A 13627-nucleotide genomic window follows, 5' to 3' on the forward strand; every position below is an offset into this window, starting at 1 on the left:
CTGTAGTTGAAAATGTTATTTTACTCATGTTGTCCCCTAGTTCTTATTTAGTAAGTTTAAGTATATAAAAAAATACCTATAGATAAAACACTCTTTTTCAAGTGTCCTAACTATAGGTACCATATTAGCCCGGTTTTTCTTATGTCCACTTTTTTATTCTTTTCAATAGTTTTTCTCATTTGACAAAAATTTCTCTTTTAGAAATAAGATAAGTCCATGTCATAATGGCGCACTTCAAGTTAAAAAGAGCGTTGCCCAATTCTGGCAGAATTTTAATTATTAAAAAAGGCGAAATAAATAATTTTAAGCTATATTGTTCGTTTTAATAAGTGACTGTCCGTTATGAAATGGATGGAGGCGAAAACCGTTTACGGCTCACGAGCAGACGACAGAGTCAGGAAGACATTTTTTGCTAGCGTCTATTGCCGAACAGAAGCCAATCTTATATTGAAGCTGATTCAAAATGATTTTGCGGAACACCAGACAACAAATTTCAACTATTAATCTATCATTCTTTTAAATTTACAATATATTTAATTTGGCTTTATGTTGTATTTATATTTCTTGTTTAGAGTATAAAGTAGAAAAGCCAAATGAAACAAAATAAAACAATATGAGAAAACAAGAGGTGATGAGTCATGAGTTTTAATTTGAAGAGAGCAATGATCGGAACAGTTATGGGTTTGAGTATTTTGGGCTTAGCAGCATGCGGTTCAGAGAATGATACTGCTACTAGTGTTGAAGATACAAGTAAGTTGACTTTAGAAGAAATTAAGGAAAAGGCAATGGAAGAAGGAGCAATCAATAGTGTTGGAATGCCTGATACATGGGCGAATTGGAAGGATACATGGGAGGATTTAGAATCGGAATATGGATTGAAACATTCTGACACAGATATGTCTAGTGCAGAAGAGATCGCGAAGATGGAAGCAGAGGGTAAAAATGCTTCAGCTGATATCGGGGATGTAGGGATATCCTTTGGTCCCATCGCTGAAGAGAAGGGGATTACACATCCTTATAAAACATCGTACTGGGATGAGATCCCTGATTGGGCGAAAGACGATGACGGAGATTGGATTGTCGGTTATCAAGGGACGATTGCCTTTATTACGGATACAACACAAGTAGAGAATCCACCGACATCATGGGCAGATCTTCTGGAAGGAGATTATATTGTATCTGTTGATGACGTATTAAGTGGCACGCAAAGTCAAATGGCGGTTTTAGCAGCCGCAATCGCTCATGGTGGGGATGAGACCAATCTTCAACCGGGAATTGATTTTTTTGTAGAGCTAGCAAAGCAAAAACGTTTAAGTACCGCTAATAATTTGAATGTAACAGGTATGGAAACAGGTGAACTAGAGGTGGGAATTATGTGGGATTTTAATGCTTTAGGGTATACAAATGAAGTAGATCCGGATCGTTTCGTCACAACGATTCCAAAAGAAGGAAGCGTTGTGAGTGGGTACGCCACCATTATTAATAAATATGCTAAAAATCTACATGCAGCGATGTTAGCTCGTGAGTATATTTTAAGTGATGCCGGTCAGATTAATTTAGCTAAAGGCTTTGCTCGCCCAATTCGTGATAATGTTGAATTGCCAGCCGATGTACAAAAACAAATGATACCGCTCGAACAGTATGAAAACGCACAGCCAGTTAAAGACCATAGTGCATGGGAAGAGACAGCGAAAAAGCTGCCTAGTCTATGGCAAAGCGAGGTTCTCGTTCATGTCCAATAAACTTGTAGTGGTTGTAGTAGATGGTATGCGCTATGACCAAGCAATTGAAAATTTGGGTTTTCTCGAACACTTAGTATCAGAAGGGAAGGCACTGCGCAGCGCAGTGCTTTCAGAATTACCGAGTATTTCAAGGCCCTTATATGAAGTGCTGCTAACAGGCACAAAAAGCTCTGTGAATGGGATTGTTTCGAATGCTTCTGTAAAGTTATCTAACTATGAGAGTATATTTCATTTAACTAAAAAGGCGGGGCTTCGAAACGCGACAGCTTCTTATTATTGGGTTAGTGAACTCTATAATCGAGCTCCATTCAACTACCTAGAAGATAGGATGCAAGAAAACACAGATAATCCGATCCAGAATGGCATTTTTTACTGGGAGGATGATTACCCAGATACGCATTTATTTCTTGATGGTGAGTCGTTGAGAAGAAAATGGAATCCAGATTTTCTTTATATTCATTCGATGAATGTGGATGATCAAGGGCATAAGCATGGTGCCAATTCTCAAGCTTATCGAGCTGCCATTTTAAAGACTGATAATATCTTATCAGAGCTTATTCCTTTATGGATGGAGGAAGGATATCAGATTGTGATAACAGCAGATCACGGGATGACGGATTGGGGTTTACATGGTGGTACATCTGAAGCAGAGCGTAAAGTACCGCTTTACGTAATAAGTGAAAAAACAAAAAAAGGGATAGTGGCTGCGGATTTGCCTCAATTAGGCTTTGCACCGTTAATGTGCCATTTAATGGAGATCGAAAAATCAAAGGATATGATTTCGCTACCTACTTCTATAGAATCGATATTAATGAAGGGTGAGCACTAAAATGAGAAGAAATTGGAAGGTTTGGCTTTGTTTACTGCCTATTTCTTTATTAGTAGCAGGGTTTTTATTGTTTCCTTTTTTAAATATGATTTATGGCAGCTTACAAGCTAATGACGGCACATTTAGCTTCACACAGTATAAGACTGTGTTTCAAGACCCCTATTATAAGCAATCAATAGCAAATAGCTTAAAAATTTCTTTATTGTCTACAACGATTGCGATGGTTTTTGCTGTATTTGCTGGGTATTCCATTACACGTCTTGCTGATAAAGGGAATACACTAATGGTTTCAATTTCTAATATGACCTCCTATTTTGAAGGAATTCCACTTTCTTTTTCATTTATTATTTTGTTAGGAAATAATGGATTATTTACATTGCTTTTCAATCAACTAGGCTTTCATGTTTTTGGAGATTTTAATTTATACTCGTGGTTAGGCTTAGTAGTGGTCTATATTTATTTCCAAATTCCTTTTGCCATTATTCTCTTGCTCCCCACTTATCAGGCATTAAAAGATGAATGGAGATATGCATCCAACTTATTAGGTGGGACAAGTTGGACATATTGGACGAAAGTAGGTATTCCTTTGCTTTTACCAGGGATTTTTGGAACATTTACGATTTTATTTGCTAATGCATTAGGAGCGTATGCTACCGCTAAGGCGTTAGTTGGATCGACTTATAATTTAATTCCAATCCAGATTGCCTCTTTAATTTCTGGAGATGTTTTTCTACAGCCGAATTTAGCTAGCGCATTTGGAGTGCTTTTAGCATTTATTATGTTGTCGTCATTATGGCTAAATAGCAAAATAACGAAACGCCTTAGGAGAGATATGGAATGAAGGGAAGAAAGATACACATAGGTGTTGCGATTATTTTAGCCCTGTATTTATTAACACCATTAGTTGGAACGTTATTATATTCTTTCGCAGGAAATTGGCATTCAACGATATTACCTGAAGAATGGACGTTTAGTTGGTATTTACAGCTGTATCAGGATAACCGTTTTTTTCAATCATTGTTGCGATCGATTCTTGTGATAAGCGTAGCGGTTTTTGTTTCCATCAGTATCGTCTTACTGACTACTTTTACGGTTATTCTATATTTTCCGAAAAAGGAAGGTCTTTTAAAAACAGTGACATTACTGCCATATGGTATTCCAGGTGTGGCGCTGGCAATCGGTTTGATCAACATTTATTCGCATGAATCATTAAATATTGCTGGAACGCCTTGGATCTTATTTGGTGTCTATGCTGTTGTTATTCTACCTTTTGCTTATCAAAGCATTCGAAATAGTTTATATGCGATTCATATGATCGATTTAGTTCAGTCAGCAGAGTTGCTTGGAGCAACTCGATTGCAAGCAATATGGACGACGGTTTTACCCAATATTAAAAAAGGAATACTCTCTGCCGTTTTCTTGTCCGTTTCCATGTTGTTTGGTGAATTTGCCCTCGCTAATCTACTAGTTGGAGGCAGATTTGAAACATTGCAGATCTATTTATATCAACAATTGAACAAAAACGGACATACAACAAGTGCTATTGTGATTACTTATTACACAATCATTATGCTATTCACCTTTCTGTTGCTGCGTTTACAAGCACCTAAGAAAAAGAAGCATAAACGTCTTCCTAATGGTACCTATATTTAGTGGAGAGAAAAAAAGGTAGAAGGAGAATAAACATGTACTATGTGGAAATTGACCATCTCGTAAATAAATATCAAGATAAAACCGTGCTGAACGGGATTTCATTGCAAATGAAAAAAGGTGAATTCGTTACCTTATTAGGTGAAAGTGGATGTGGAAAGAGTACATTATTACGAATTATCGCAGGTATTACAGATTTGGAGTCAGGTTCAATCAAAGTCAATAACCGAGAGATCACAAATCTTCCAACAAGAAAAAGAGAAGTCGGGATGGTTTTTCAATCGTATGCTCTGTTTCCAAACATGACCGTTTTCCAAAATATTAGCTATGGATTAAAATTAAGAAAAATAAAAAACTATCAAAAGCAAGTGGCAGATATGTTAGAGATGGTAGGGTTAAAGGGCTTTGAGGATCGTTATCCGCGAGAGCTATCAGGCGGCCAGCAACAGCGCGTTGCGTTAGCAAGATCATTAGTCATGAAGCCAGACATTCTTTTACTTGATGAACCATTTAGTGCGTTAGATGCCAAGATCCGCAAAGTATTACAAGAGGAAATTAAGATGATCCAACGAGAACTTAATATGACAACGATCTTTGTTACACATGATCAAAAAGAAGCCATGGTTCTCAGTGATCGGATATTTATTATGAATAAAGGTAGAATTGAGCAAGTGGGTACCCCTGAGGAAATCTATTTAAAACCAAAGAATAGGTTTGTTGCTAGCTTTATTGGCTCCTATAATATCCTTTCAAAGGAAGAACTTCAATCAGTGGTCCAATCAGAGGTCGTGGTATCATCCTCTGCTGTAGCAATCCGTCCAGAAAGCATTAAGCTTTCAAGGACAAAAGCGACAATTGAGCAGCAAGAAGAAAATTACCAAACGGTGGGAATCGTACAGACGAGAACAATCACCGGAAATGTGATTAGCTATCAAATTTTAATGGGAAATGAAAAAATTCAGGTTGATAAGCTCTATCAATCTATCCATCATTTTCAAGAGGGAGAAGAGGTTTTTGTTTCCATACCTAAAGAAGCTTGTGTTGAAGTCAATTAGAAAGGAAGATTTAAGTGGAATGGTTTCCAGATGAAAGAATAGAATATATTCTCGAACAATTAAAGAAAAATCATAAGGTAAAAGTGAATGAACTGGCTAATCATTTTAACGTAACAATGGAAACTGTTCGACGAGATTTAGATGCTTTAGCGGAAAATAATTTAGTAAAAAGGGTTTATGGGGGAGCAGTCAGAGTAACTTATTTCCAAGGTGAGCCACCGTTAAATAATCGCAAAAGTGTGATGGAAAAGGAAAAAAAGGCGATTGGAATGACCGCAGCAACATTAATTAAGGATGGTTCATTAATAGCGATTGATACTGGAACCACCGTAATTGAGTTGGCAAATGCAATTAAAAATAAACGAGATCTTACCATTGTCACAAACTCATTGACTGTATCAAGTATTTTGTCGGAGAAAATGAGAAAGGGAGATTTCCAAGGTGAAATGATTATACTCGGAGGTCGGATTAGCCCTGAACAAGAATCCATTACAGGAAGTATGGCAGAAGCGCAATTGAGTCAGTTCAATGTTGATCAGGCATTCATCTCTGTAGGAGGAATGTCTTTGAAAAATGGATTAAGTGATTATGATTTAAATGAGACCGTGATCTCCCAAAGGATGATAAGCTCAGCGAAAGAAGTCATTGTATTAGCGGACCACTCGAAATTTGGTGTGGATGCTTTTTATAAGATGGCTTCCTTTGACCAGGTCGATGCAGTGGTTTGTTCAGAACCGTTACCGAGTAGCTGGGAGGCTCATCCTTCATTGGAAAATATAAATTGGATTGTATCAGAGGAGATATAACATGAAAGTAGATTACCATGTACATTTGGAGGAAGGGCCATACTCTTTTTCCTATATTGAAAAGATTATGAATGCGATTGAACATTTCAAACCTATCCCGTATAGAAAACATTCAAAAGAATGGTTTACGGAAGTGGTTGATGTATTACATAAAAGAATGCACGAAACAGAGTATTCAGAATGGTGGTTCGATTTTTATTTAGAAAGAGCTTTACAGTGCAATTTGAAGGAAGTTGGGATTGTTGATCACTTTTACAGGTTCAAAGAAACAAGAGACTATTTTGAAAGGTTCATGGATTTGGAGTCCCCCTCCATTGGTGAAATGCAAAGAAACTGGTTAAATAATGTCATGGTGAGACGCTTAGACGAATTTGTTGATTTTATTGAAGGGCAAAAACGAAAATGGGCGTCCCGTGGAGTCAAGTTAAAGCTTGGAATGGAAGCAGATTATTTTGTTGGTGGAGAGGATCAACTAGCAGAAATCCTGCAGCCTTACCCCTTTGATTATATCATCGGCTCCGTTCACTATTATAATGGCTGGGGGTTTGATAATCCCCTTTTGCAAAAGACGTTTGAAAAATACGATCTGCTAAAGTTATATAAGGAACATTTTAAAACAGTAGAGAAAGCAGCCGCTAGCAAAATGTTTGATATCATCGCTCATCTGGACAACATGAAAGTATTCAATTATCGTCCTGAAGAAGCTTTATTGCAAGGTACGTATCGCCATTTAGCAAAGGTGCTAAAGGAAAGTGACGTGGCGACGGAAATAAATCCTGGTCTTTATTATCGTTATCCGGTTAAGGAAATGTGCCCAAGTGCGTTACTACTTGATATTTTAGTAGAAGAACAAGTTCCTTTTACAACCTCTTCTGATTCTCACTTCCCACAAGATATTGGGATTTATGGAGATGACATTCAAGCGATGCTCACGAACAGAGGGGTGACAAAAGTGGCCACATTCACAAATCGAAAGCGTGAAATGGTCCGTTTTGAGGCCTAGTGAGAGAATATGAAAAAGGGCAGGCCCTGAGTTCCTTTGGCCTGCGCTTTTTAGGGGAGGTTAAAAGGAGAAAATTAGTTACGGCCATTAATAATGCTGTAACTCGTAAACGTTGCTTGTTCTCAAATTCTTTTCAAGCTTACACCTTGTATATAGGAGTCCTCGACCTGTAAGAATTCGATTTCGGCATATTGGCAATGTCACAAAATTAAGAAGGGCACATCAAAAATGGTATCTTTTCCATAGGGCATCCTATGGAACCAAGCTTTTGATAAAAATCCTTAGTATTTCCCTGACAACACAAGTGTAATGAAAAACCAAAGGCTAAAAATACAAAGCAAACTACTGATTAGGAACCCCCACTTACTTGCTTCCATTTTGCTTCTTATCAATAAGAAAATACCGAGAAAAAAGAATGCTAAAACCCCAAAGTGGCTTTTTAGAAATGAAATCAAGATACAGATAATGACTAGAAGCATCGTGATAAATTTTAGCAGTTTCATTTACTAGTTCCTTTATAAATTATTTAAGTCTATAAAATATCATAACATAGATAAGGAAATATTTTACAATATTTATAAAATATAAAAAATATTAAGAACTCTATTTAAGGAAATAATATTTTCCCTTGTTTTAGCTAACATAGTTTTGTCAATGGAAAATAACGCAATGAACAAGCTTTAATTTAATTCTGTGACAAGGTGGATATAAAAAAGAGTTATAGAGATCCGATTAATAGTGATGATGCGTATATTATGCCATGATAAATTATTAAAACAGATTTTCATTTTAAAAAAGGATTTCCATTTGAAATAAAGGGATAAAAAAATATTGCAAGTTGCCAGAGTAACGATTTCAAGGATTAGTGATCGGATGACATTTTATTGCTTATCCTCCAAAAAATCTCTACTAAGTCAGCTAATTCTCGTGGTGCTTGTGTATTTACTTCATGGCCTGCCTTTGTGATAAATTGAAGTTTTGCTGTTGGTATTAGCAATTCTAATTCCTTAGAGGCTCTTTTGTTTGCATAATCGTTCTTTCCGCAAACAATTAAGGTTTTACAAGAGATATTATGTAAGCTTTTGCTGAAGTTTAAAGTAGACATTGAATTTGTTAACTGAATAAAATCTTGCTTCGTAAATCCCATTTGTTGAAAGGCAGAGTGGGGAATAAACTGAAAGATGATATTTTGGAATTTTAATAATGCTTTAGGCATTTTATATTGCACGCCAATTAATACTAAAGAGCTTACTCTTTCAGGGTAATCTATCGCATAATTTAACGCTAGAATTCCACCTAATGATAAGCCACAGAGATGTAACGGTTCGTCAATTTCAGCGCAGTATTCTACAAAGCTGGCATATAAATGGTTATAGGTTACCTCTTTTTGCTTTAATAGCTTGGGTAAATCAAGGCAATTTATATGGCGGTTTCTTGAAAGATAAGAAATGGTATGATCCCAGCTAGATGAATTTTGTCCAAGTCCATGTAAAAAAATATATCTCATAAAAAATGTCCCCCATTTATATTCGAATGTGTACTAAAAGCCTCACTTAAATTTTTTATAAGCCCCTCTAAGAAAAGTTCTATCATTCATTTATGTTGTTTAATTCGTGATTTTACAGCATGATGAAATCGATATATTTACTAGAACCTAGAGTGTTAGCTAGCATACAAGTACTTTAACATCTTTCAACTTTATTAATCGGTTTTAGAAAAATATATAGAGACCAATCCACTAATATGTCACAGATTAAAATGATGAGCCATTCCAATATTCCAGCACCGAAAAGGTAACGTTACGGTGCTCCGTACCATAAGAATGAAGTTTTCAATGGACTTTTCTAAACTAATTATAAGGTTCGTATTGCTCGTGAGATTGGGCATTTATACTAGGTTCTTAGTTTCTGCTTTTATAATTTTTGGATACACTCCAATTGGGTGCAGTGGACTGTCGATGTTTATTTTTTTACTCTTTCACATATTAAAAGGGCATAAAAAAATGTTCCTTTTCAAAGACAAATGGATAGTTCCATCTAAGACACCTTTTTTTAAGGGATCTGCTTTCTTCCTTACGAGAGTATATCAAGGAAACAGAGAAGGCAATAAAACAAGTTCCAGCTAAAAATAGAAACTCAGCTTTCATGGATAGATGCTCATAAATGCTGCCGCTGATTATTGGAAAAGTAGTCATACCTAAGGCATAGATTGCCTGGAAAAAGCCCATTGCTGTTGATCGTTTTTACTGGGGAATAGATTTGATTGCCTCAGAATTTAGAAGAGAGAACAATATACCCGTACCCATTTCAGGAATTAATTGTAAGAAACAAACAATAAATATGGACCCCGTTTGAGGAACCATTAAACAGTAAATGCCCAGTAATAAAAAGCTAGAGTATATCCACTGTTTTTTTGTTAGTAGCTCAAGAAATCTGGTTGAGGCTAGCTTGGCAAATAAAACGGCAGAGAGCATATAGATGATGGAGGAAAATCCAATTACCATATTTGTTGCGCCAAGATCCTGGATGATTTGGTTTGTAAAGGACATGGTCGTAGCCATTTGCACACCTTGCTGTACTAACGCTAAACATGAATAAAGTAATAATTTTTTTTTTATTACCTGTAATAACTCTATTACACCTATTTTAGGTTGTATGGATGGTTTTGTTGCATGGAGGAAAAAGGAAAGTACACATGCAATAAGACCAGCTCCTAAACTGAAGGCGGAAATCACCATCATGCCGACAATATCATACAAGAAAGTACTAGTGCAAAGCCAAGTAACATACCTGAATTGTTAGCCATTATAATCTTACTGGTTGCACGAGTTTGATCTCCTTTTGTAAAAAAGCTCATATACAAGATCATAAAGGAAATCCAGGTTGCGCTTGCTGTACCTGATAAAATATTTGCAATTAAAAAGCCAATATCATCAGGTAACAAAATACGAAATAAAGAAGCAGCACCAGCAAAAAAGGAGCCCAAAATGATAAAAAGTTTATGATTGCTGCTAAGATCAGCAAGAATACCCACAGGAAGCCGAAGCACAAGTTGTGAAATGCCATATGCACCGATAATTGTACCAACCAAATTACTAGAAATATGCGCTAGAAGTAGATATGTAGTTTGATAAGGAACATAGACATATTGAGCGAACCAAAAAAAACAGCACAATCCATAAAATGAGTGATGTATGGTTCCTGTGCGTATTTTCCATTTTTCCATGAACTCCTTTTGTTTTTATATGAACTCCTGTTGTTTCAACCACATAATTATGTTCCTCTGTCAGCAATCCTTCTACTTTCTTTCGCTAATTCTAATCTGCTGTCATGCACATTAACTGCTATAATTTTTGAATAATAAATTATTTTAGAAGTCATGATTGCACTTAACCCAACAGCCAAACAGCAAGCGTTGAACCGAATTCTGGTAATCATTTATTAATTACTATCCCGGCTCCAGTTTGAAATCCTCATCCTAACGGTCCTAGCAGATTAAGATCTACGTTTTTATCTACCTTTACAACGTTTCTTTCATTATGTGCCAGAAGAAGACTGAGCAAAGAAGGTAGACATCTCTTGGTCTCCTTGCTGAATACAGTGCGTATCATATTGGTTTAATAGTTTTGATAATTACTGGAAGCTTGCTGAACTTCACGAATGGAATGGTGAATGACCCTTACTCGGTATTTGACAAGATATCCAATTTTAATGCATTCATCAAGCTGGTTAGATAGAGGCAGCCCTCATTCGTTGGGATATAAGTACTATCAGGAAACCAGAATGGATTTGGTTTGCCCACCTTGAATTTTCTACCTTATCCATTGTCACTTATAGGATGTTGATGTCTGGAATTTGTGGTAGCTTTATATTTTTGATTGTACAAAACTTCTATTTATTTTTTTGTTCATATGAGAGACTGTTCGTTCGCTTACTGGCATTCCACGCTAATTTAACGTCTTTGCGATTTTCGTAATTCTATATCTTTGTTTAAATTCTAGATGTGTTAGAAAAACCGTTTTAGACAGCTTTTCATGTTACTTTTGACGTTTTCCTTTTTGATTGATTCAGTCGTTTAAATTAGTTAGAGACTTTCAAAATGTTGCACATCTTCGCCCAGTATTGGGAGCGATGATGATCAATGAACTTGAATTTCACTGAGGACTTTTTTGCGAAGTAGTGCATCACCCTTTTTAGAACTACATTTTTCTCTTTAGATCACGTAATTCTTTTATAAAATCCATTAAATCTGCTTCTAGAGTGGAAAAGGTTTTTGCCACTTTTACTTTTTTGTTGGTCACTGTAATGCTTAATCCAGTTATATAGAGTGATCCGTATTCACCCCTGTTTCTCAAGTTGCTTGTGCTACAGGTATATTGTTCTCTAATATATTACTTGACACATTTCTTATTAAATGTTTCATCATAGTGTTTCCCGTTTAGTTTGAACCATCTAGATACCTCATTCTTGTTATATTTTTTTAATATAACAATCTTTTCCACATTTTAGTCTAGCTTCACTATTGTAGTGCATTTATTCTATTTAACTTTTGGGATATTGGCGTTTATTTAAAAATCCTTTGAAAGATTTGTTTAAGGAGATAATTTTTCTTTGAGCTATTTTTTCATAGTTTCATATAGATGATTGATTGCTTCAGTTAAAGATTCTATTTTCTTTTCAAACCTTAATAATAAGTAACTTGCTAATACTAAAGGAAAACCTGTATTCCCAACAACTGTAACTAAAGCTTCTACTATAGTGATAATCTCTGTGTTCATAGTACACCTCTTCTTTTATTTATAGATTTTTATACGTTGTAAGTAAGAATAAAGCGAGACAACTTTAATGAATAACAGTGAAAAAACTAGTCTTAAAATAATAAATAGGGTAGAAATTTCTATATTTTTATAAGAAAATAGAAACATATGTTCGTTATTTTTTGGTTTTTTCAACTGATTTTTCACCGTTAGATTAAAAAGGAGGGTTCTTTAATGAAATTTTTAATTTCTCAAAATACGGAGTATACTTATGGCTCAAAAGTAAAAAAAATAAAAAAGCGGTTACCTGAAATTCTAGAAAACCCAGTTATTAAAGAGTTCTTAGAGGATAAATCTAATAGCGAAGCTTTTTATCGTTTTTTAGATTATCCGAGTATGAAAAATATAAGTTTATTAGATAAAAAATTCAAAGCCTTTTATCGTTATAATCGTATTATTAGATATTTAACAGGCTTAATAAAAAGATACCCAATTGATTACGATAAAAGAATTAAAATGAGAAATAGTAGATATCCTTTAATTATGGATAGCCCTATAAATAAGAGAGAGCACTCAAATACATCAATGGTAGATTTGCTTCCCGATAATAGGCAATCAGAAATAGATTCTTTGATTTTAAAAGAAACTGGTTTTTTTTATATAGAAAATGATACTTTGTATAAAGCTATTAAAAAACTTAATAGTAAACAATGGGTAATTTTATTTCTCTATTATGAAAAGGGGTTTAATAACAAGGAAATTAGTCAAATATTCGGTCAAACGGAGCAAAATATTTCATACTGGCATAAAAAGACCTTAGACCAATTAAGAAAATCTTTAGAAGCATAAAGGTGGATGGCCAAATGATAAGAGAAGAAAGACAAAAAGAGATTGAATTAATTCTAAATCAGTTGGAGAATAAAATAAAGAAATATGTAAAAGAGACAACCTTAGATGAAAGAGAGGATCTTTCACAAGATTTAAAGATTAAATTAATTGAGAAATTAAACATTTTATTGGATGAAAAGGTTCCAAGTTTTTTAGACTTTACAGATAGCATTTAATATGAGAATTTATAATTTTTTTAGTTTTTTTGTTTTTTTAATTCTTCATTTCACTTTAATTAGTAACCAGCCAGTAGGTTGGAGAATAAAGGAGGAATATAGTATGAGCCGTGCATTTTATGATTATGGAGAAACATCTTTTTCAAATTATATTTGGGTTAAAGGAAAAGGAACTTTTTATAATCCAAAATTAATTAGTTTTGAAAAAATAACGGATCAATCAATAATTGTGGAATGTTATGATTATAATAATAATTACCAAGGTAAAGTGGTTACTGCAACCGGTTTTAATTGGAGATCAGCAGAGCTTTCTTGGCTTCCAAGAGGAAAGTCATATAGACTAAAGCTTGTAAATGGTGGAAGTGGTACTGTTAGAATTAAACAAGGATCAGTACATTATGAAGATTTAAAAATTGCTTAATAGCATTATTAAAATGAGGCTGGGGCAAAACCTACCTCTAAGATGAAAAAGCCGGTGAAATTTTACGACAAGTAAAATTTCACCGGCTTTGATTAATGGCTTTGAAAAACCCTGGTTTTGTGAAGTGGCCCTAAAAGTTAGACACCGTTATTTCATCAGGCGACTTGGGTATAATGAATTCGGTACACCGGACACATTTTTAATTTATAAAAAGAAAACCACACACTAGGCGTATGGTTCAGGGTAGCTCTCAGCGGTGTATTAAAAAACCCCCTCTTAGTGTTATAGAAATGCTATTTTA

At 34.9% G+C, this 13627-nt stretch carries 14 protein-coding genes and 2 pseudogenes; 10 read left to right on the forward strand and 6 right to left on the reverse strand.

The features are described 5' to 3' along the window. Positions 1-638: 638 nt before the first annotated feature. Genes PZE06_RS19220 through PZE06_RS19250 form a run of 7 tightly spaced genes read left to right on the forward strand, consistent with a single transcriptional unit; the run spans position 639 to position 7085 of the window. Positions 639-1742 (forward strand): ABC transporter substrate-binding protein, encoded by a 1104-nt coding sequence (locus PZE06_RS19220; protein WP_275791915.1) that lies wholly within the window; start codon positions 639-641, stop codon positions 1740-1742. Continuing rightward, a complete protein-coding gene (locus PZE06_RS19225) occupies positions 1732-2571 on the forward strand; it encodes an alkaline phosphatase family protein (protein ID WP_275791916.1) in 840 nt (279 codons plus the stop codon). The genes PZE06_RS19220 and PZE06_RS19225 overlap by 11 nt, the downstream gene beginning before the upstream one ends. A gap of 1 nt (position 2572) precedes the next feature. After that, positions 2573-3412, forward strand: coding sequence for an ABC transporter permease (locus PZE06_RS19230; protein ID WP_275791917.1), 840 nt, complete (start codon positions 2573-2575; stop codon positions 3410-3412). Further along, positions 3409-4224: an ABC transporter permease gene (locus PZE06_RS19235; protein ID WP_275791918.1), complete on the forward strand. Its 816-nt coding sequence runs from the start codon at positions 3409-3411 to the stop codon at positions 4222-4224. The genes PZE06_RS19230 and PZE06_RS19235 overlap by 4 nt, the downstream gene beginning before the upstream one ends. A 32-nt stretch (positions 4225-4256) precedes the next feature. Next, a complete protein-coding gene (locus PZE06_RS19240) occupies positions 4257-5276 on the forward strand; it encodes an ABC transporter ATP-binding protein (protein ID WP_275791919.1) in 1020 nt (339 codons plus the stop codon). A 14-nt stretch (positions 5277-5290) separates the two neighbouring features. After that, positions 5291-6082 carry a DeoR/GlpR family DNA-binding transcription regulator gene (locus PZE06_RS19245; protein WP_275791920.1) on the forward strand — a complete coding sequence of 264 codons (792 nt, stop codon included), beginning with the start codon at positions 5291-5293 and terminating at the stop codon, positions 6080-6082. Between the two features lies 1 nt (position 6083). Then, positions 6084-7085, forward strand: coding sequence for a histidinol phosphate phosphatase domain-containing protein (locus PZE06_RS19250; protein WP_275791921.1), 1002 nt, complete (start codon positions 6084-6086; stop codon positions 7083-7085). 862 nt (positions 7086-7947) lie between these two features. Here the strand turns inward: PZE06_RS19250 and PZE06_RS19255 are convergent. The 6 genes and pseudogenes from PZE06_RS19255 to PZE06_RS19280 all read right to left on the reverse strand — a co-directional run bounded on the left by PZE06_RS19255 (position 7948) and on the right by PZE06_RS19280 (position 11862). Then, entirely contained in the window at positions 7948-8592 is a 645-nt protein-coding gene (locus PZE06_RS19255; RefSeq protein ID WP_275791922.1) for an alpha/beta fold hydrolase, read from the reverse strand. Positions 8593-9069: 477 nt separating this feature from the next. Beyond that, positions 9070-9315: pseudogene (locus tag PZE06_RS30145) on the reverse strand (hypothetical protein); the annotation flags it as partial. 12 nt (positions 9316-9327) lie between these two features. Next, positions 9328-9825 (reverse strand): MFS transporter, encoded by a 498-nt coding sequence (locus PZE06_RS19265; protein WP_275791923.1) that lies wholly within the window; start codon positions 9823-9825, stop codon positions 9328-9330. Next, positions 9822-10310 carry an MFS transporter gene (locus tag PZE06_RS19270; RefSeq protein ID WP_275791924.1) on the reverse strand — a complete coding sequence of 163 codons (489 nt, stop codon included), beginning with the start codon at positions 10308-10310 and terminating at the stop codon, positions 9822-9824. Before PZE06_RS19270 ends, PZE06_RS19265 begins: the two co-directional genes overlap by 4 nt. Positions 10311-10387: 77 nt before the next feature. Then, a pseudogene (locus tag PZE06_RS32130) lies at positions 10388-10690 on the reverse strand (NAD(P)-dependent alcohol dehydrogenase); the annotation flags it as partial. 1010 nt (positions 10691-11700) lie between these two features. Beyond that, complete coding sequence (locus PZE06_RS19280) at positions 11701-11862, reverse strand: YvrJ family protein (RefSeq protein ID WP_212934110.1); 162 nt, start codon at positions 11860-11862, stop codon at positions 11701-11703. 213 nt (positions 11863-12075) lie between these two features. On the opposite strand from PZE06_RS19280, the gene PZE06_RS19285 reads away from it, so the two are divergent. From PZE06_RS19285 to PZE06_RS19295, 3 genes are all read left to right on the forward strand, one after another. After that, positions 12076-12690 (forward strand): sigma-70 family RNA polymerase sigma factor, encoded by a 615-nt coding sequence (locus PZE06_RS19285; protein ID WP_212934109.1) that lies wholly within the window; start codon positions 12076-12078, stop codon positions 12688-12690. Between the two features lie 14 nt (positions 12691-12704). Further along, the gene (locus tag PZE06_RS19290) at positions 12705-12905 is read left to right on the forward strand and encodes a hypothetical protein (protein WP_275791925.1); all 201 of its coding nucleotides are present in this window, start codon (positions 12705-12707) and stop codon (positions 12903-12905) included. 103 nt (positions 12906-13008) lie between these two features. Further along, positions 13009-13326, forward strand: a complete 318-nt coding sequence (locus tag PZE06_RS19295) for a hypothetical protein (protein WP_212934107.1) — start codon at positions 13009-13011, stop codon at positions 13324-13326. The last annotated feature ends 301 nt before the right edge of the window (positions 13327-13627 follow it).

The organism is Robertmurraya sp. DFI.2.37, from assembly GCF_029211245.1.
In the GTDB taxonomy this organism is placed as follows: domain Bacteria; phylum Bacillota; class Bacilli; order Bacillales; family Cytobacillaceae; genus Robertmurraya; species Robertmurraya methanolica_A.

Excerpts from the sequence above, each read along its gene's own strand:
- PZE06_RS19220 (WP_275791915.1), top strand. The coding sequence starts at position 639 with ATGAGTTTTAATTTGAAGAGAGCAATGATCGGAACAGTTATGGGTTTG.
- PZE06_RS19225 (WP_275791916.1), top strand. The coding sequence starts at position 1,732 with ATGTCCAATAAACTTGTAGTGGTTGTAGTAGATGGTATGCGCTATGAC.
- PZE06_RS19230 (WP_275791917.1), top strand. The coding sequence starts at position 2,573 with ATGAGAAGAAATTGGAAGGTTTGGCTTTGTTTACTGCCTATTTCTTTA.
- PZE06_RS19235 (WP_275791918.1), top strand. The coding sequence starts at position 3,409 with ATGAAGGGAAGAAAGATACACATAGGTGTTGCGATTATTTTAGCCCTG.
- PZE06_RS19240 (WP_275791919.1), top strand. The coding sequence starts at position 4,257 with ATGTACTATGTGGAAATTGACCATCTCGTAAATAAATATCAAGATAAA.
- PZE06_RS19250 (WP_275791921.1), top strand. The coding sequence starts at position 6,084 with ATGAAAGTAGATTACCATGTACATTTGGAGGAAGGGCCATACTCTTTT.
- PZE06_RS19255 (WP_275791922.1), bottom strand. The coding sequence starts at position 8,592 with ATGAGATATATTTTTTTACATGGACTTGGACAAAATTCATCTAGCTGG.
- PZE06_RS19265 (WP_275791923.1), bottom strand. The coding sequence starts at position 9,825 with ATGATGGTGATTTCCGCCTTCAGTTTAGGAGCTGGTCTTATTGCATGT.
- PZE06_RS19270 (WP_275791924.1), bottom strand. The coding sequence starts at position 10,310 with ATGGAAAAATGGAAAATACGCACAGGAACCATACATCACTCATTTTAT.
- PZE06_RS19280 (WP_212934110.1), bottom strand. The coding sequence starts at position 11,862 with ATGAACACAGAGATTATCACTATAGTAGAAGCTTTAGTTACAGTTGTT.
- PZE06_RS19285 (WP_212934109.1), top strand. The coding sequence starts at position 12,076 with ATGAAATTTTTAATTTCTCAAAATACGGAGTATACTTATGGCTCAAAA.
- PZE06_RS19290 (WP_275791925.1), top strand. The coding sequence starts at position 12,705 with ATGATAAGAGAAGAAAGACAAAAAGAGATTGAATTAATTCTAAATCAG.
- PZE06_RS19295 (WP_212934107.1), top strand. The coding sequence starts at position 13,009 with ATGAGCCGTGCATTTTATGATTATGGAGAAACATCTTTTTCAAATTAT.